The organism is Inquilinus ginsengisoli, from assembly GCF_031453975.1.
Taxonomy (GTDB): domain Bacteria; phylum Pseudomonadota; class Alphaproteobacteria; order DSM-16000; family Inquilinaceae; genus Inquilinus; species Inquilinus ginsengisoli_A.
The window spans coordinates 258742-275613 of sequence record NZ_JAVDPW010000003.1; the positions used below are offsets into that span (position 1 = coordinate 258742).

Sequence of the window (16872 nt, forward strand, 5' to 3'; positions counted from 1 at the left end):
CCTACACCGCCGCGGCTGGCAGGCCGGCGATATCGTCCTCGGCCGCGGCCGGGATCGGGTCGCGCACGATGATGACGTAGCCGACCGCAGCCACCAGGGCGACCGCGGCGCCGACCAGCAGGGCGGCGGTGAACGACCCGGTGCCCTGCAGGATGAAGCCGGTCACCATCGGCGCCAGGGCGCCGCCGATATAGCCGCCGAAATTCTGCACCGCGCCGAGCGAGGCGGTGCAATGCGCCGGCGCCGCCACCGGCGCCATCGCCCAGGCCGAGGTCGAGGCGACGTAGAGCAGGAACAGCGAGATCGAGATGGCGATCACCGCGACGGTGAGGTTCGGCGTCAGCGCCGCCAGGGTGGTGAAGCCCGCGGTCGCCACCATCGCCCCGGCCATCGGGTATTTGCGGGAGTTCATCGGGGCCATGCCGCGGGTCACCAGCCAGTCGTTCAGCCGCCCGCCCAGGATGCTGCCGACCACGCCGCACAGGAACGGGATGGCGGCGACGATGCCGGTGCTGGCGATGCTGAGGTGCCGGTCCTGCTCCAGATACACCGGCAGCCAGGAGTTGTAGACCCAGGTGACGTAGATCACGCCGAAGAAGCCGAAGATCATGCCCCAGGTGGTGCGGAAGCCGAACAGCCGCTTCCACTCCGCCCAGGTGACGCTGGCGCCCTGCGGGGCGGTGTCGCCCTCGGTCAAGTATTGCCGTTCCTCTTCGGTCAGCGCCACCTCGTTCGGGTTGCGGTGCAGGGCGTAGAAGGCGACGGCGACCACCAGGCCGAACAGGCCCATGATCGCGAACATCCAGCGCCAGCCGAAGGTCAGCATCAGGAAGGTCAGGATCGGGGCCGACAGCGCGGTGCCGAGGGTGGAGGAACAGTTCCAGATCCCGGTCGCGGTGCCGCGCAGCCGGACGTTGAACCAGTCGCGCACAATGCGGGCGCTGGTCGGGAATTGCGGCGCCTCGCCCAGCCCCAGCACCATGCGGATGCCGAAGAACTGGGTGAAGTTCTGCACCAGCCCGCCGGCCACCTGGGCCAGCGACCACAGACCCAGGCTCAGCGCCAGCATCAGCCGCGGCCCCAGCCGGTCCACCAGCGCCCCGGCCGGCAGCTGGGCGAAGGCATAGGCCCACAGGAAGGCGGACAGCAGCAGCCCCATCTCGGCGGGCGAGAAGCCCAGATCGTGGCTGATCAGGGGGTTGGCGACGGCCAGCGTCGCCCGGTCGATGTAGTTGACGACACCGCTGAGCACCAGCAGCGCCAGCGCGGTGTATTGGACGGTCTTGATGCGGGCCGATCTCGGGAGAGCCGCCATGAATCGTTTCCTCCGCCATCGCCTTTGCGATCGTTGAGTCGAAGCCTGGGACGGGGAAAAGCGAATTGCCAGACAAATCGATGGGGACAGGGTCCTAGGGGAGGGGAAGGGTCAGGGCTCGAGAGGGGGCGACGTGTGGCCCCCGGGAATTGATCGGCTGTGCTACTAATCACGCAGGGGCCGAGTTCGTGGTCCCTGAAGCGGGCGCGACGGACAGCCATCACTGACAACCGGTTCAGCAGCCCATCATGAAACAAGCCCTCTTGATCGTCGACACCCAGCCCAGCTTTCCCGTCCCGGCGGAGATCGTGCAGGGGATCGGCAGGCTGAGCGCGGTCATCCACAGCGTGGCCACGGTCGAGCGGCATGACGAATCCATCACGCCGTTCGAACGCCAGCTCGGCTGGAAGCCCAGCAAGGACGATGTCAGCCTCGTCGCCGCCGACCGCGTCTTCATCAAGCACGGCTACCTGCCGCCCCCGGCGGCGATCGATTATCTCGCCGGGCTGAAGGTCGACCGCGTGCTGGTCTGCGGCATCCAGGCCGAGACCTGCGTCCTGGCCGCAGGCTTCGCCCTGTTCGATGCCGGGCTGCAGCCCACGCTGCTGAAATGGCTGGCCGTCGGGTCGTCGCTCGACCCCTCGGGCGACCTCGGTGCGCGGCTGTGGGCGCACCATTTCGGCGCCGTGCTGTCGAGCCCCGACCAGCTCGGCCTCGGCTGACGCCGCTACAGCCGACCCTTGCGCCTGTCCTCCACCAGCTTAAGCAGGGGAGGGTGCTTGAACAGGTTTTCCGGCTGGACCCGGTCCCAGAGGCTGCCTTGGCCGAGGTCGCGTCCGGCCTGATCTTCCCGGCGGAGCCACTCCTCGACGCTGCGGATGCGATTGGGATGGATCTCGTCCAGCAGCGTGTAGTCGCGCTGGACGATGCCGTGCTTCCACAGGGTCCAGAAGCCGGTGAAGTTGTCGCGGAAGCTCATGGTGCTCTTGTCGTCGGGATCCGCGTTGTATCCGGCCGGCAGGTCGGCCGAGTTTTTCAGCGGGCCGTGCCAATAGGCGTCCAGTTCCGTGTCGATGTATCGCGCCGGGTGTCCCGTCACCGCCTCGAACGCCGCAGCGAGTTTGTGATAGTCGACCTGCTCGATCGCGACTTCGAGATCGAGGCCGTTCGCCCGCTCGGGATGGTCGAACAGCCAGCGGGCGTAGTATCCGCAATCCGCCAGCGCGACATGGGGCACCGTACCGTTGCCCAGCGGCACCCGCCAGGTCACGACGCCGTCTTCCACGGTGGGCGACATCGGCGTCATCGCCGAGATCGCCATCTCCATATAGGGCCCGGTGGTGAACACCGCCGCAGCCATCCGGTCCCGGTTCGCCTGGTTCTGGAACAGGATCCATTCGCCGATGCGGCCCTTGCCGTCGTAATGGCCCGTGCGGAACCTGGAATCGTATCCGGCTTTCTTCAGCGCGTAGTCCAGGTTGCCGTAGACGAAGAGCTTGATCCCTTCCTCGATGGCGATCTCGTAGCTGCGGATAGCCCAGTACATCTCGGTCTTTTCGCCGGTGTTGAAGCCATCGATGTTGATATAGGCGCCGTCGCAGCCGCGGAAGCCGCGCCGCAGCGTGTCTTCATCGGCGAAGCTGCCTTCGACGATCTCGACAGGACCCAGCGCCAGCAGCGCCTTCGCCCGGCGGGAGGTGGCGTCGCGGCTCAGCGCCCGGACGGCGTATTTCCCGTCGGCGACCAGGGCGCCGATCACCGGCAGGCCCTGCGCGCCGGTGCCGCCGACGACGAAGATCCGGGAGGGGGAGCGGATGGTCATGGATGTCTCCGTATCCTTGATCGAACAGGGCGCCGGGTTCAGTTGCCCCGGTTCAGTCGCCATGGAAGACCGGCGGGCGGCCTTCCGCCTGTGCGGTGACGCCTTCGATGAAATCCCGGGTGCGGTAGAGCGCTCCGTATTGGGCGCCGAGCTGGGAGAAAGCGGCCGCCTCGCCGGCGTCGATCGCCAGATGCGCCGACACCAGCGTGGTCTGCACGCCGAGCGGCCCGCAGGCCGCGATCCTGCCGGCGATCTCCACCGCCCGGGCGAGGGCGGCCTCGGGCGTCGCGGCAATCTCCTGCAGCGTGCCGATGCGATACGCATCCTCCGCGGTCCAGTGATCGCCGGTCAGCATGTATCGCATGGCGTTGCCCCAGCCCGCCTCGCGGACGAAGCGCACGGTCGACCCGCCGCCGGGAAAGCGGCCATGCGTGTTCTCATCCTGGCCGAACCGGGTGCCGGCCGCCGCTACCCGGATATCCGCGGCCAGGAACAGCTCATGCCCCAGGTTCCAGGTGTCGCCATGGACGGCGACGATCAGGGGCTTGGTGCGCTGGGCCGGGCCATAGCTCAGCGGATTGACGATGCGGGTCAGGCCGGACAGGGGATTGCCCGTCTTCGCCGCGGCCCGGAAGCCCTCGACATCGATGCCGCGGGAAAAATTGTCGCCATGGCCGAACAGGATGGCCGCCCGCAGCGACGGGTCGTGGTCGTAATCGTAGAAGGCCCGCGCCAGGGCCTGGAAGGTCTCGGGGTCGACGCGGTTCTGTACATCCGGTCGGTTGAGGCCGAACAGCGCCACCTGGTCGCGGCGTTCGATGGTCAGCTTGACGTCCGGCCCCGGCGGCACCTCGGCCAGGGTGGTGGGCGGCACAGCCGCCTCGGCTGCAGCCTGGGGCTGCGGGCCCTGGTCCGCGCCCAGGGCAGAGGTCGCCGCGAGGGTCGCGGGGATGGCTGCGGCGATGGCTGCGGTGGTTTTGATCAGGTCACGGCGGGCGATCACGGGATCTGTCTCCATGGGGCCATGCTTCGGTTCTGCCGGCCCGTTGCGGGCCGGGATGCGGCCGAAAGTCCAGTTTCCGTCATGCGGCGATCGCCGCCGCCGGCCGCCGGCACCGCAGCAACTGGCGCACCGACAGGGCGTGCAGGACCAGGGAGCTGGGAACGGTGAAGGCCGGGATGATACCGATCGGGTACGCCGCGATCGTCAGATTGGGGTGATCGATGGCGAGGTGCTGGAACGGCCCGGGCGTGGTCAGGGCCCCCATGGCAAGCGCGACGATCAGATCCGTCGTGCCGAAGAGGTTCCAAAGCAGGGCCGCCCGGGGGCTGTCCGGCCGGCCGCTGGCCAGCATCACGGCGGTCGGCAGGGCCATCAGCCCGGTGATCACGTCGCCGATGCCGGCGGGCAGGGCGAAGACGCCCGGCATAGCCCCGGCCAGCCAGTTCGCCAGGAAGACCGCGCCGATCACTCGGTAGAACTGGACGCCGATCAGCCAGGTCGCGGGCATCGCATCCAGCAGCGTGCCGATCCGGCGCGAACGGCCCAGGAGCGTGATCACGACCGCCGTCGGCACGATGATCATCACCGGCAGCAGCGGAATGGTCGTGGCACCGGGCAGAAGCAGGCCGTCGGCGACGATCGCCCACGCCACGCCATGCCAGAGGGTGAGCGGCACCGCGATCGCCAGCCAGGTCCACGCCCGCTCCGACGCCGTCAGGGACGTTCGCGCCAGCCCGGCCCAGGTTCCGCTGAGCAGGATGAGATGCACGGCGATCCGCGCGACGACCACCGACAGACCCGAACGTTGCAGCCCTGGAAGGGCGACGAGCGCTGCGAACCAGAGGCCCGCTGCGATGATGCTGCCGGCAAATGCGAGTGTCGGAGTGACAGAAAAAGCGCCGTTGTTCTGCGCCAAGGCAAGGTCCTCTTGTTTGGAGGAAATCGGTGATGTTTGTGTCGATCGGTTCCGGCCCGGATTGGATCGAGGGGCCGCATCGCCATCGGCATCGGGTTGAGCCTTGATGTTCAGCGAGTTCTTCACTCTTATAATAAGAGTGAAGATGATGGCAAGCGATTTATCGACTGGCATGCCCGCCCGGTATTGCCGTCTCGCGGACACCGCCATTGAACCAAACGAGAACAGCTCTTATGATAAGAGCCGCTGGAGCAGATTTTCGGACAGATCGGAAGGGATTCAATGCGCTCGAAAGGGTTCGACGGCATGACGTGTTCGATCGCCGGCGTCATGGCGGCGATCGGCGATCGCTGGGGTCTGCTGATCCTGCGGGACCTGGTGTGCGGCCTCAGCCGATACGAGGATTTCCGCCAGTCATCCGGGGTGACCAATGCGACGCTCAGCGATCGGCTGAAGCATCTGGAGGCGAACGGCCTGATCGAGCGGCGGCGCTACCAGGCCAGCCCGGAACGGTTCGAATATGTGCTGACCCCGAAGGGGTGGCAGATCGCCCCCGTCATGCCGGTGCTCGCCCAGATCGGGGATCGCCTTGATGTGTCCGGGGCGTCGGCGCCGCCGATGACCTTCGTGAACCGCAAAACCGGCGCCGAGCTGCGCTGGGGGTTCATCGACCAGCAGACCGGCGAGCAGGTGAGCCCCGCCGACCTCGACATCCTGCCAGGCCCCGGTGCGGACGATCTGGTGCGCTGGCGGTTGTCCCACCGGGGCGGCCGTCCTGGCGGCAAGGTGGACGACGCTGCCGGCTGACTCAGCCAGGGTTGTGGCGGATATCATGGAGGGTGTCTGGCGTCTGTTCCGCCTACGCTCCAAGCCGCCGATCATCCGCCAGACCCTAGGGACCGCCCCGCCCGTCAGTCGAGGCCGTCGAACGGCGCCCGCCAGGCGTCGATCCGGTTCAGGCGGTCGTGCCAGGCCAGGATGTGGCGGAAGCCGCTCACCGGCAGCAAGGCCTGTTCGGCGAAGGGCAGGGCGGAGGCCACCCGGAAGTCGGCATAGGTCGGGCGGTCACCCACCAGCCAGCTGCGGCCGGCCAGGATGTCGTCGAGAATCCCGCCATAGCGCCGGAAGCCGGAATCGGCCTCGGCCAGTGCCGCCGCATCGGCCGGCCGGTCCAGGAACTGGGGCCGGATGATGTTCTCGAAATAGAAGGTTCCGCCGGCCGGGATGAAATGATGGGCGCTCCAGCTCACCCACATCAGCACCTCGGCCTGGCGGTCGGCCGGCCAGAAACCGGGGTCGCACAGGGCGGCCAGGCGGCAGGCGATGGCATCCGTCTCCCACAGGGTGCGGTCGGCCTCGACCAGCACCGGCACCAGGGTGTTGGGGTTGATTGCCCGGAACGCCTCCCTGTCCGGCCCCATCGGGCTGGTGCGGATGTACTCGACCGGGGCGTCCAGGTGGCGGGCCACCGCCACGGCGACCCGGGGATTGAGGTTGCGGGAGTAGTGCAGCTTCATGATACGGGCTCGTCCTCTGCCGGGGTTGATGTCCCTGGTCGATGGCGGGGCCCTGGGATCGACAGCGGCGGGAAAAGATCGGCATGGCTTGACAGCGCCGCCCCGGCCGCGCTCTGATCGCGCTGTTCCGAGGGGAGCTCCGGTAAGGGGCTGAGACACCACACCATCTGCGACGTGGGAACCCTTCGAACCTGATCCGGGTCGTGCCGGCGTAGGGAATGGAACCGCATGCGCGCTCAGCCGCTTTCTTTCCAGCTTTCCGTCCTTGGCACGCCCTCAATCCGTCCGATCGAGGAGGCCGTCGATGCCCAAGGATGTCATCCCAACCACCGTCACCACCGGCGCCATGCCGGGGTCGCGCAAGGTCCATGTGCCGGGCGAACGGCACCCCGACCTGCGCGTCGCCATGCGCGAGATCGTGCTATCGCCCGAAGCCGGGGAGCCGCCGGTCCGGGTCTATGATTCGTCCGGCCCCTACACCGACCCGGCCGCGCTGATCGACATCGGCGCCGGCCTGCCGCCGATCCGCGCCGGCTGGATCGCCGCCCGCGGCGATGTCGAGGCCTATGACGGCCGCGTCGTGCGGCCGGAGGATGACGGCCGGCGCGAGGGCGAGGCCGCCAACCTGTTCGAGTTCCGGCGCGGCGACCGGCGCACGCTGCGCGCCCGCGGCGGCACCGCGGTGACCCAGATGGCCTATGCCCGCGCCGGCATCGTCACGCCCGAGATGGAGTATGTCGCGATCCGCGAGAATCTCGGCCGCGAGAAGCTGGCCGAGGCGGCGGCGCGCGACGGCGAGAGCTTTGGTGCCGCGATCCCGGACTATGTGACGCCGGAATTCGTGCGCGACGAGATCGCCCGCGGCCGCGCCATCATCCCCAGCAACATCAACCACCCGGAATCCGAGCCGATGATCATCGGCCGCAACTTCCTGGTGAAGATCAACGCCAACATCGGCAACTCCGCCGTCACCTCTTCGATCGCGGAGGAGGTGGAGAAGATGGTGTGGGCGATCCGCTGGGGCGCCGACAACGTCATGGACCTGTCGACCGGCCGCAACATCCACACCACGCGGGAATGGATCCTGCGCAACTCACCCGTGCCGATCGGCACCGTGCCGATCTACCAGGCGTTGGAGAAGGTCAACGGCGTGGCCGAGGACCTGACCTGGGAGATCTTCCGCGACACCCTGATCGAGCAGGCGGAGCAGGGGGTCGACTACTTCACCATCCATGCCGGGGTGCGGCTGGCCTACATCCCGCTCACGGCGAAGCGGGTCACCGGCATCGTCAGCCGCGGCGGCTCGATCATGGCGAAATGGTGCCTGTCGCATCACCGCGAGAGCTTTCTCTACACCCATTTCCGCGAGATCTGCGCCATCATGCGGGCCTATGACGTCGCCTTCTCGCTCGGCGATGGCTTGCGCCCCGGCTCGATCGCCGACGCCAACGACGCCGCCCAGTTCGCCGAGCTGGAGACGCTGGGCGAACTGACCCAGATCGCGTGGGAGCACGACGTCCAGGTCATGATCGAAGGCCCCGGCCATGTGCCGATGCACAAGATCAAGGCCAACATGGACAAGCAGCTGGCCGTCTGCGGCGAGGCGCCGTTCTACACGCTCGGGCCCCTGACCACCGACATCGCGCCGGGCTACGACCACATCACCTCCGGCATCGGCGCCGCCATGATCGGCTGGTTCGGCACCGCCATGCTCTGCTATGTCACGCCGAAGGAGCATCTCGGGCTGCCGGACCGCGACGACGTCAAGACCGGCGTCGTCACCTACAAGATCGCGGCCCATGCCGCCGACCTGGCCAAGGGGCACCCGGCGGCGCAGGTGCGCGACGACGCGCTGTCCCGCGCCCGCTTCGACTTCCGCTGGCGCGACCAGTTCCATTTGTCGCTCGACCCCGACACGGCGCTGGCCTTCCATGACGAGACCCTGCCGGCCGAGGGCGCCAAGACCGCGCATTTCTGCTCGATGTGCGGTCCGAAATTCTGCTCGATGAAGATTACTCAGGAGATCCGGGCGACGGCCGAGGCTGGGATGGAGGAGATGGCGTCGCGGTTCCGCGACGGCGGCGGCCAGATCTACCGCGCGGCCGAGTGAGACGGTGCCGGGCGGGCCGAAGGGCCCGCTCCGCCCCGGGCGGGCCGAAGGGCCCGCTCCGGCCCTGGGGGGCCATCCAGTTGAAAATGATTCTTGGTTGGGACGTTCCGTCCGGCTATAGCACTCGTGACGGAATTTGAACGCGGACAGCGGTTCCCCGGGGTGAGGCAGGCCAGCGTTTCGCCCCGAAACCGCCATCGTCCACTGCTAGGCAGTGCCCGACGCGAGGAGATATTTTTGATGGCAGCTCTTTCCGAACATGTGGCCAAGGCCGGCCTGAAGACCCGCTTCCTGTTGCAGCGACGCTTCCAAAGCGTCGCCTCGCGGGAGTGGGTGGCCAAACGCATCGCGAATCGGGTGGGGCGCGCCCAGGTCCCCGGCACCTCCGAAGGCCGCGCTGCCGCGGCCGCCCTGGACTCGGAAGGCTTCGCGATGACACCGTGGCTGGTCAGCCCGGACATGGCGGCGGAGATGCGGCATTATTTCGCCGGGCATCAGTCCTTCAACCCGTACAAGCGTGAACTGGGCACCTTCCAGGCGCCGGACCAGGCCCCGCCAGGCACCCATGTCGCGCATTTCAAGCCGGAGGTGGTGCTGAACGCGCCGCATGGATTGGCCATCGCCAACCACCCCGCGGTGCTCGAGGCGGTGCAGGCGGCGCTCGGCTGCAAGCCCACGATCAGCTACATGGCGGCGTGGTGGTCGATCGCCGGGCACGACCAGGGCCAGCACGCCGAGCTGTTCCACCGCGACTACGACGACTGGCGCTTCATCAAGATGTTCGTCTACCTCACCGATGTCGATGAGGGGGCGGGGCCGCACATCTATGTTCGCGCGACGCATCGCGAGAACCAGCTGATGCCGATCCGGCGCTATTCCGACGACGAGGTTGCGAACGCCTTCGGGCGCGAGCGCTTCATCCAGTTCGAGGGGGCCGCCGGCACCAGCTTCCTGGAGAACACCTTCGGAATGCATCGCGGCATGCCGGCGCGGGTGACGCCGCGGCTGATGTTCAGCGCGGTCTACTGCCAGGGCCCGATCCTGTACGGCCCGCTGAAGCCGATCCTGGACGCGAAGCAGGTGGAGGCCAGCAGCGGGCTGAAGCTCGACCCCTACGTCAACCGGGTCTATCTGCGCAGCTGACGGCGGTCGGCCGCTCACCCCGTTGCGATGGTCTGCATGCAGACCATCGCAATCGGTGCAGCTTCAGGGCTCGCGCTTGGCGCCGTTCGACCACAGGCGGCGCAGCTGGTCGACGAAGTTCTGGCTCTCCTGGAGCGACCCGAAGAACGAGGCGTCGGCCTCCCGCACCCTGGGCATGGCGGCGTTCAGCACCTCGGCCCCCTTGGCGGTAACGCGCAACTGGCGGGCCCGGCTGTCGGTCGGGTGCGGCGCCCGGGCGATGAAGCCGCCGGCCTCGAGCGAGCGCACCACCTGGCTGGTCATCATCGCATCGGTCTTGCAGAAGGCGGCCAGCCGGGCCTGGGTGACGTCGTTCTCCTTGCGGCTCAGCCAGGCCAGGCCGGCGAGCAGCACGAACTGGACATGGGTCAGGCCCAGCGGCTCCAGCGTCGAACGCTGCAGCCGCTGCCACTGATTCGCGACCTGCCAAAGCAGGAAGCCGGGGCTGTTCTCGGGGCGCAGGGTGCGCGAGAGGGTATCCCAGTCCAATGCCACGTGCCGGGTTCCCAACAAATTTGACGACCAAAATTTTGATGACCCTAGGCGCGCAGACCAACCGCTTCAAGCCGGTTGGTCAGGGTCCCGGATGAAACTCGGTGTCGACCAGTCCGAACAGCAGGTGATCCCGCCAATCCCCGTCGATTTTCAGATAGGCGCGGGCCTGGCCCTCATGGGTGAAACCCAGCCGGGTCAGCAGCTTCTGGCTTGGCTGGTTGTGCGGCAGGCAGGCCGCCTCGATTCGGTGCAGGCCGAGCTGGTTGAAGCCGAAGGCCAGCGTTGCAGCCGTTGCATCGGTCATCAGCCCCTGCCGGGCGAAGCGCTCGCCGACCCAATAGCCGATCGAGGCCGACTGGGCGACGCCGCGGCGCACGTTGGAGAAGCCGATGCCGCCGACCAGCTGGCGGCTTTCGCGCTCGAAGATCAGGAAGCCGTAGCCCTCGTCCTGCCGCCACTCGTAGATCTGGCGGCGCAGCCGGCGCAGATAGGCGGCGCGACTCAGCGCATCTTCGGGCCAAGTCGGCTCCCACGGCGTCAGGAAGGACCGGCTGTCGCCGCGCAGCGCCACCCAGGGGCGCCAGTCGCGCAGCCGCGGCGGCCGCAGATAGGTCCGCCGGCCTTCGATCCGGACCGGGGGAAGGGTGCCGAGCCCCGTCCGGAAGAAGCCGATCACCGCCGCCCCGCTCAACGCGCTCAGCCGATCCGGGCGCGGATCGCGTCGTAGCCCTCGAGCTTTCCGACCGGCCCGAGCGCCGCCAGGGTGGGGGGCGTGCGGAACAGGCGCTCGGCGACGCGGCGGACGGCGGCGGCATCGATCGCGTCGATCCGCGCCACCACCTCCTCCGGCGGCACCGGCCGGCCGAAGATCAGCATCTGCTGGCCCAGCTGCTCGGCCCGCGCCATGGTCGATTCCAGGCTCATCAGCAGCCCGGCCTTGATCTGGGCGCGGGCGCGGGCGACCTCGTCCTCCGCCGCGTCGCCGATCACCCGGCCGATCTCGCCGCACAGCACCGGCACCAGTTCCTGCACCTCGTCCTCGCCGGTGCCGGCATAGATGCCGAACAGCCCGCCATCCTGGTAGGCGCTGGTGAAGGAGTAGATCGAATAGACCAGGCCGCGCTTCTCGCGGATCTCCTGGAACAGGCGCGAGGACATGCCGCCGCCCAGCAGGGTCGACAGCACCGAGGCGGCGTAGAAGTCGGGGTCGGCATAGGCCAGTCCGGGGAAGCCCAGCACCAGGTGCAGCTGCTCGAGGTCGCGCTCCTCGCGGTGCTCGCCGCCGCGATAGGCGGCAGGCGCGGTGCGCGCCTCGGCCTGGGCCGGCAGTCCGGCGAACAGCCGGTCGGCCTGCGCCGTCAGCCGGTCGTGGTCGACATTGCCCGAAGCCACCAGCACCATGGTGTCGGCGCCGTAGTTGCGGCCGATATAGCCCGCTATGGCCTCGCGCGGCAGCGACCCCACGATGTCGGCGGTGCCTAGCACCGGCCAGCCGATCGGCTGGTCCGGGTACGCGGCCTCCTGGAACTGGTCGAAGATGATGTCGTCGGGCGTGTCGATCGCCTGGCCGATCTCCTGCAGCACCACCGCGCGCTCACGCCCCAGCTCGGTCTCGTCGAACACCGAGTTCTGCAGGATGTCGCCGAGGATATCGAGCGCCAGGGCTGCGTCTTCTTTCAGTATGCGCGCGTAGTAGGCCGTGTTCTCGCGGCTGGTGTAGGCGTTCAGGTGGCCGCCGACCGCCTCGATCTCCTGGGCGATGTCCTGGGCGCTGCGCCGGCGCGTGCCCTTGAACGCCATGTGCTCCAAGAGATGGGCGACGCCGTTGACCTCGGCGGTCTCATGCCGGGTGCCGACGCCGACCCACAGGCCGACGCAGGCGCTCTCGACGGTGGAGATCGGATCGGTGACGACGCGCAGGCCGTTCGACAGCCGGCTTTCCAGGATCGGCATCAGTGCGGCCCCCCATTGGTGCGGGCCTGGCGGACGAAGCCTTGGACGGTGGCGAGATCGTTGGGCAGCTGGGTCAGCCGCTCCTCCCGTTCGTACAGATCTGCAAGATGCGGCGGCAGCGGCGGGCGCCAGCCGGTGGCGCGCTCGACCGCATCCGGGAACTTGGCCGGATGGGCGGTGGCGGCGACCACCATCGGGATGCCGGGGCCGGCCGGGTGGGCGCGGGCGGCGGCCAGGCCGCAGGCGGTGTGGGGATCCAGGGTCTGGCCGGTGGCGGCGCGGGTCTCGGCGATCACCGCCAGCGTGCCGTCGTCGTCCAGCTTGTGGCTGGCGAACAGCGCGGTCGCCGCCTGGTGCATCGCCGGCGTGACGCTGAACCGGCCGGTGCCGCGGAACTCCGCCATCAGCGCGCTTAAGCGCTCGGCGTCGCGGTCGCACAGCTCGAACAGCAGCCGCTCGAAGTTGGACGAGATCTGGATGTCCATCGACGGGCTCAGGCTCGGCTCGACCCCGTCCATCTTCATCTCGCCCGACTTGAAGAAGCGGTCGAGGATGTCGTTGCGGTTCGACCCGACCACCAGCTTGGCGATCGGCAGGCCCATGCGCTTCGCGGCATAGGCGGCGAAGACATTGCCGAAATTGCCGGTCGGCACGGCGAAGGCCACCGGCCGGTCCGGCGCGCCCAAGGCCAGGGCCGCCGACACGTAGTAGACGATCTGGGCCATGATCCGGGCCCAGTTGATCGAATTCACCGCCGACAGATGCACCTCGTCGCGGAACGGGGCGTCGGCGAACATCGCCTTCACCAGGTCCTGGCAGTCGTCGAAGCTGCCCTTCAGCGCGACGTTGCGGACATTGGCGGCCCGCACCGTGGTCATCTGCCGGCGCTGCACCTCCGAGGTGCGGCCTTCCGGATGCAGGATGACGATGTCGATGGCGGCGCGGTCGCGGCAGGCCTCGATCGCGGCGGATCCGGTGTCGCCCGAGGTGGCGCCGACGATCATCACCCGCTCGCCGCGCTTGGTCAGCACATGGTCGAACAGGCGGCCCAGCAGCTGCAGGGCGTAGTCCTTGAAGGCGATGGTCGGCCCGTGGAACAGCTCCATCAGCCACAGGTCGTGGTCGAGCTGGACCAGCGGCGCCACCGCGGGATGGCCGAAGCCGGCATAGGTCTCGGTCGCCAGCGCCTGCAGCTCCTCACGGGTCAGCGCCCCCTCGACGAAGGGCAGCATCACCTCGGTGGCCAGTTCGGCATAGGGCAGGCCGCGCAGCCGCCGCCATTCCTCGGCCGTGCGGGTCGGCCAGGCCTCGGGCAGGTACAGGCCGCCGTCGCGGGCGAGACCGGCCAGAAGCACATCGTCGAAGGCAAGCGCGGGGGCGTGACCCCGGGTGCTGATATAGCGCACCGAAACATTCTCCAGAACAGAAGCGCCGTACCCTAGGGCCAAGGCGGAAGCCGTGCAAGCCGGCCGGCCGCCGCTTCGGACGGCGCCCGCGCATCCCAGCCCGGACCCTCTGGCACGGCAGTTGCTTCGGCCGAAGGATCAGGGGGCGGGATCGAGAGGTCGGCAGGGGAATGCGGGACACGCGGGCGGACGGGCTGCCGTCGACCATGGCGGCGACTGCCCGAGAATTGGGCATTTTGTCCGATCCTGCTCGACCCGGAGCGAAACTCGGGCAATCATCGCGCCGGGGAGGCAACCAAATCGCGCCTGAGGGGCAAATCGCGCCGGACAGGCAAATCGCGCCGGACGGGCGCTTCAGACCGTGGCCGGCATCGGCCGCGCCTTCGAACCCCATGGACTCAGCCGGGCCGGCTCTGGTCGCCCGGCTGCCTGCAACCAAGATCCAGACGAGGAACCGATGGCGGAACTGAGACAGCGAGGCATGCAGCGATCCGCGGCCCTGGCGGCCCAAACTCCGCTCCGATGGGCCGCGACCGGCCTCCTGGTGGCGGCCGCCATCCTGGCGGCATCGGCGACGGCGCGGGCGGAGACCGTGTTCAAATTCGCCTTCCAGGGCAACCTGAACACGCTCGACTCGTACCAGTACAACGAGACCTTCACGACGGCGACGATGAGCAACGTCTATGAAGGGCTGACGGCGCGCGACAAGGACACCAAGATCGTGCCGGCGCTGGCCACCAGCTGGGACGTGACGGATGACGGGCTGAAGTGGCGCTTCCACCTGCGCGAGGGCGTCAAATTCGCCAATGGCGACCCGTTCACCGCCGACGACGTGGTGTATTCGCTCGACCGGATGCGGGGCCCGGGCTCCGACATCAAGGGCCGCGCGCCGTCGGACATGAAGGCGGTGAAGGTCGACGACCACACGGTCGACTTCGTCCTGACCAAGCCCAACCCGATCCTGAACGCGACCTTCGACTCCTGGCCGATCTTCGACAAGAAGTGGTCGGAGGCCAACAACGCCCTGATGCCGTCCTCCACGGCGGACAAGAACCCCGGCTATGCCGTGCTGCACGCCAACGGCACCGGCCCGTTCATGGTCGAAAGCCATGAGATCGGGGTGAAGACGGTGTTCGTGCGCAACCCGAACTGGTGGGGCAAGCCCGAGGGCAATGTCGACCGGATCGAGTTCACCCCGATCGCCTCCTCGGCCACCCGCGTCGCCGCCCTGCTGTCGGGCCAGGTCGACTGGGTCGATCCGGTGCCGGTGCAGGACCAGGACCGCGTCGCCAACAACCCCGGCACGACCCTGCTGATCGCGCCCGAGCTGCGGACCATCTTCCTCGGCCTGGATCAGAGCCGCGACGAGCTGCTGTATTCCAACATCAAGGGCAAGAACCCGTTCAAGGACCAGCGGGTGCGCCTGGCCCTCTACCAGGCGATCAACGAGGATGCGATCACCCAGCGCATCATGCGCGGCCAGGCGACGCCGTCGGCGCTGATGATCTCGCCCGCGCTGTTCGACCGGGCCGGCGAGTTCAAGCGCCACCCCTACGACCCCGAGGCGTCGAAGAAGCTGCTGGCCGAGGCCGGCTATCCCGACGGCTTCGAGGTCACGCTGGACTGCCCGAACGACCGCTATGTCAATGACGAGGCGATCTGCCAGGCGGTGGTGTCGATGCTGGCCCGGGTCGGGGTCAAGGTGACGCTGAACTCCCAGCCCCGCGCCAAGCACTTCACCCAGATCGGCGAGCCCGGCGGCCACAGCACCAGCTTCTACCTGCTGGGCTGGACCCCCGACGGCTATGATTCGCTCAGCGTCTTCAACAACCTGGTGCGCTGCCGGGCGCCGGGCGTTTCGGTCTCCAACGACGGCGGCTACTGCAACCCCAAGGTCGATGCGCTGGTCGACGCCTTCTCGGTCGAGGGCGACAAGGCCAAGCGCGACGAGCTGATCGCCCAGGCCTACAAGATCCTGCTGAACGACGATGTCGGCTACCTGCCGCTGCACCAGCAGGCCCTGTCCTGGGGCGTCTCCAAGAGCTTCACCGTGGTCCAGCGGCCGGATGACTGGCTGATCTTCGACTGGATCAAGAAGAACTGATGGCGTCAGCCTTCGCGATGGCGGCGCCCCGGCGCCGCCATCCGGTTTCCTTCAGCCATGACGAGGTCCGATGCTGGCCTTCATCCTGACGCGCCTGGCCCAGGCGGTGCTGGTCATGGCGGTGGTGGCGCTGCTGGCCTTCGCCATGTTCCGCTTCGTCGGCGACCCGATCAACCAGCTGGTCGGGCAGGAGACCACGGAGGCCGAGCGCGAGGCGCTGCGCGAGAGCCTGGGGCTGAACGACCCGGTGCTGGTGCAGTTCGCGCACTACGCCGGCCAGGCCGTGCTGTTCGACTTCGGCAATTCCTACCAGTTCAAGCAGCCGGTCGCGAAGCTGATCGGCGAACGCGCGGCGGCGACGCTGGAGCTATCGCTGACCTCGGCGGTGCTGGCCCTGCTGATCGGGGTGCCGATGGGGGTGTTCACCGGCCTCTACCCGCAAAGCTGGGTCTCGCGCCTGTTCCTCGGCGCCTCGCTGGTCGGGGTGTCGCTGCCGACCTTCCTGATCGGCATCCTCTTGATCTTCGTCTTCGCGGTCGAGCTGGGCTGGCTGCCCGCCTTCGGGCGCGGCGCGGTGGTGCAGCTGGGCTGGTGGAGCACGGGATTCCTCACTTTGTCCGGGCTGCGCTCGCTGGTGCTGCCGGCGATCACGCTCGGCCTGTTCCAGATGACGCTGATCATGCGGCTGGTGCGGGGCGAGATGCTGGAGGTGATGCGCACCGAATACATCCGCTTCGCCCGGGCCCGCGGCCTGCCCAACCGGGCCATCCATTTCGGCCATGCGCTGAAGAACACGCTGATCCCGGTCATCACCATCACCGGCCTGCAGCTCGGCTCGATCATCGCCTTCGCCATCATCACCGAGCAGGTGTTCCAATGGCCGGGCATGGGCCTCCTGTTCATCCAGGCGGTGGCCAATGTCGACATCCCGATCATGTCGGCCTACCTGCTGCTCAGCTCCCTCATCTTCGTCACCATCAACCTGGTGGTCGACGTCCTCTATGCCTTCGTGGATCCCCGGATCCGCGTCGGGGCGGGGGGCTGACCGC

The 16872-nt window shown here is 68.2% G+C and carries 15 protein-coding genes and 1 riboswitch; of the genes, 6 read left to right on the forward strand and 9 right to left on the reverse strand.

Annotated elements, in window-relative coordinates; translation table 11 throughout:
- Window position 1: 1 nt before the first annotated feature.
- Complete coding sequence (locus E9232_RS08935; RefSeq protein WP_309793492.1) at window positions 2–1315, reverse strand: MFS transporter; 1314 nt, start codon at window positions 1313–1315, stop codon at window positions 2–4.
- 248 nt (window positions 1316–1563) lie between these two features.
- Here E9232_RS08935 and E9232_RS08940 point away from each other — a divergent pair, with 248 nt between their 5' ends.
- A complete protein-coding gene (locus E9232_RS08940) occupies window positions 1564–2037 on the forward strand; it encodes an isochorismatase family protein (protein WP_309793493.1) in 474 nt (157 codons plus the stop codon).
- Between the two features lie 5 nt (window positions 2038–2042).
- Here E9232_RS08940 and E9232_RS08945 read toward each other — a convergent pair whose 3' ends face one another.
- The 3 genes from E9232_RS08945 to E9232_RS08955 form a co-directional block, all read right to left on the reverse strand.
- Window positions 2043–3137 carry an NmrA family NAD(P)-binding protein gene (locus E9232_RS08945; protein WP_309793494.1) on the reverse strand — a complete coding sequence of 365 codons (1095 nt, stop codon included), beginning with the start codon at window positions 3135–3137 and terminating at the stop codon, window positions 2043–2045.
- Between the two features lie 52 nt (window positions 3138–3189).
- Window positions 3190–4155 (reverse strand): enoyl-CoA hydratase-related protein, encoded by a 966-nt coding sequence (locus E9232_RS08950; RefSeq protein WP_309793495.1) that lies wholly within the window; start codon window positions 4153–4155, stop codon window positions 3190–3192.
- A gap of 64 nt (window positions 4156–4219) precedes the next feature.
- The gene (locus E9232_RS08955; RefSeq protein ID WP_309793497.1) at window positions 4220–5230 is read right to left on the reverse strand and encodes a DUF8737 domain-containing protein; all 1011 of its coding nucleotides are present in this window, start codon (window positions 5228–5230) and stop codon (window positions 4220–4222) included.
- A gap of 108 nt (window positions 5231–5338) precedes the next feature.
- Between E9232_RS08955 and E9232_RS08960 the strand changes: the two genes are divergently transcribed.
- Window positions 5339–5863, forward strand: a complete 525-nt coding sequence (locus tag E9232_RS08960) for a winged helix-turn-helix transcriptional regulator (RefSeq protein ID WP_309793498.1) — start codon at window positions 5339–5341, stop codon at window positions 5861–5863.
- Window positions 5864–5967: 104 nt separating this feature from the next.
- On the opposite strand, the gene E9232_RS08965 is transcribed toward E9232_RS08960, so the two are convergent.
- Window positions 5968–6573, reverse strand: coding sequence for a glutathione S-transferase family protein (locus E9232_RS08965; protein ID WP_309793500.1), 606 nt, complete (start codon window positions 6571–6573; stop codon window positions 5968–5970).
- Between the two features lie 120 nt (window positions 6574–6693).
- Window positions 6694–6809: riboswitch (TPP riboswitch) on the forward strand.
- A 68-nt stretch (window positions 6810–6877) separates the two neighbouring features.
- Between E9232_RS08965 and thiC the strand changes: the two genes are divergently transcribed.
- Both thiC and E9232_RS08975 read left to right on the forward strand, forming a co-directional pair.
- Window positions 6878–8683, forward strand: a complete 1806-nt coding sequence (gene thiC / locus E9232_RS08970) for a phosphomethylpyrimidine synthase ThiC (RefSeq protein WP_309793501.1) — start codon at window positions 6878–6880, stop codon at window positions 8681–8683.
- Between the two features lie 240 nt (window positions 8684–8923).
- Window positions 8924–9826, forward strand: a complete 903-nt coding sequence (locus E9232_RS08975; RefSeq protein ID WP_309793502.1) for a phytanoyl-CoA dioxygenase family protein — start codon at window positions 8924–8926, stop codon at window positions 9824–9826.
- Window positions 9827–9889: 63 nt separating this feature from the next.
- Here the strand turns inward: E9232_RS08975 and E9232_RS08980 are convergent, their stop codons facing one another.
- The 4 genes from E9232_RS08980 to thrC all read right to left on the reverse strand — a co-directional run bounded on the left by E9232_RS08980 (window position 9890) and on the right by thrC (window position 13719).
- Window positions 9890–10360: a MarR family winged helix-turn-helix transcriptional regulator gene (locus E9232_RS08980; protein ID WP_309793503.1), complete on the reverse strand. Its 471-nt coding sequence runs from the start codon at window positions 10358–10360 to the stop codon at window positions 9890–9892.
- 79 nt (window positions 10361–10439) lie between these two features.
- Window positions 10440–11051, reverse strand: coding sequence for a GNAT family N-acetyltransferase (locus E9232_RS08985; protein WP_309793504.1), 612 nt, complete (start codon window positions 11049–11051; stop codon window positions 10440–10442).
- A gap of 5 nt (window positions 11052–11056) precedes the next feature.
- On the reverse strand, window positions 11057–12313 hold the full coding sequence (locus E9232_RS08990) for a M16 family metallopeptidase (RefSeq protein WP_309793505.1): 1257 nt from the start codon (window positions 12311–12313) through the stop codon (window positions 11057–11059).
- The gene (gene thrC, locus E9232_RS08995) at window positions 12313–13719 is read right to left on the reverse strand and encodes a threonine synthase (protein WP_309793506.1); all 1407 of its coding nucleotides are present in this window, start codon (window positions 13717–13719) and stop codon (window positions 12313–12315) included. The genes E9232_RS08990 and thrC overlap by 1 nt, the downstream gene beginning before the upstream one ends.
- A 481-nt stretch (window positions 13720–14200) precedes the next feature.
- Here thrC and E9232_RS09000 point away from each other — a divergent pair, with 481 nt between their 5' ends.
- Together E9232_RS09000 and E9232_RS09005 are read left to right on the forward strand one after the other, a co-directional pair.
- Window positions 14201–15823 (forward strand): ABC transporter substrate-binding protein, encoded by a 1623-nt coding sequence (locus tag E9232_RS09000; RefSeq protein ID WP_309793507.1) that lies wholly within the window; start codon window positions 14201–14203, stop codon window positions 15821–15823.
- A gap of 70 nt (window positions 15824–15893) precedes the next feature.
- Window positions 15894–16868: an ABC transporter permease gene (locus E9232_RS09005; protein WP_309793508.1), complete on the forward strand. Its 975-nt coding sequence runs from the start codon at window positions 15894–15896 to the stop codon at window positions 16866–16868.
- Window positions 16869–16872 lie beyond the last annotated feature (4 nt).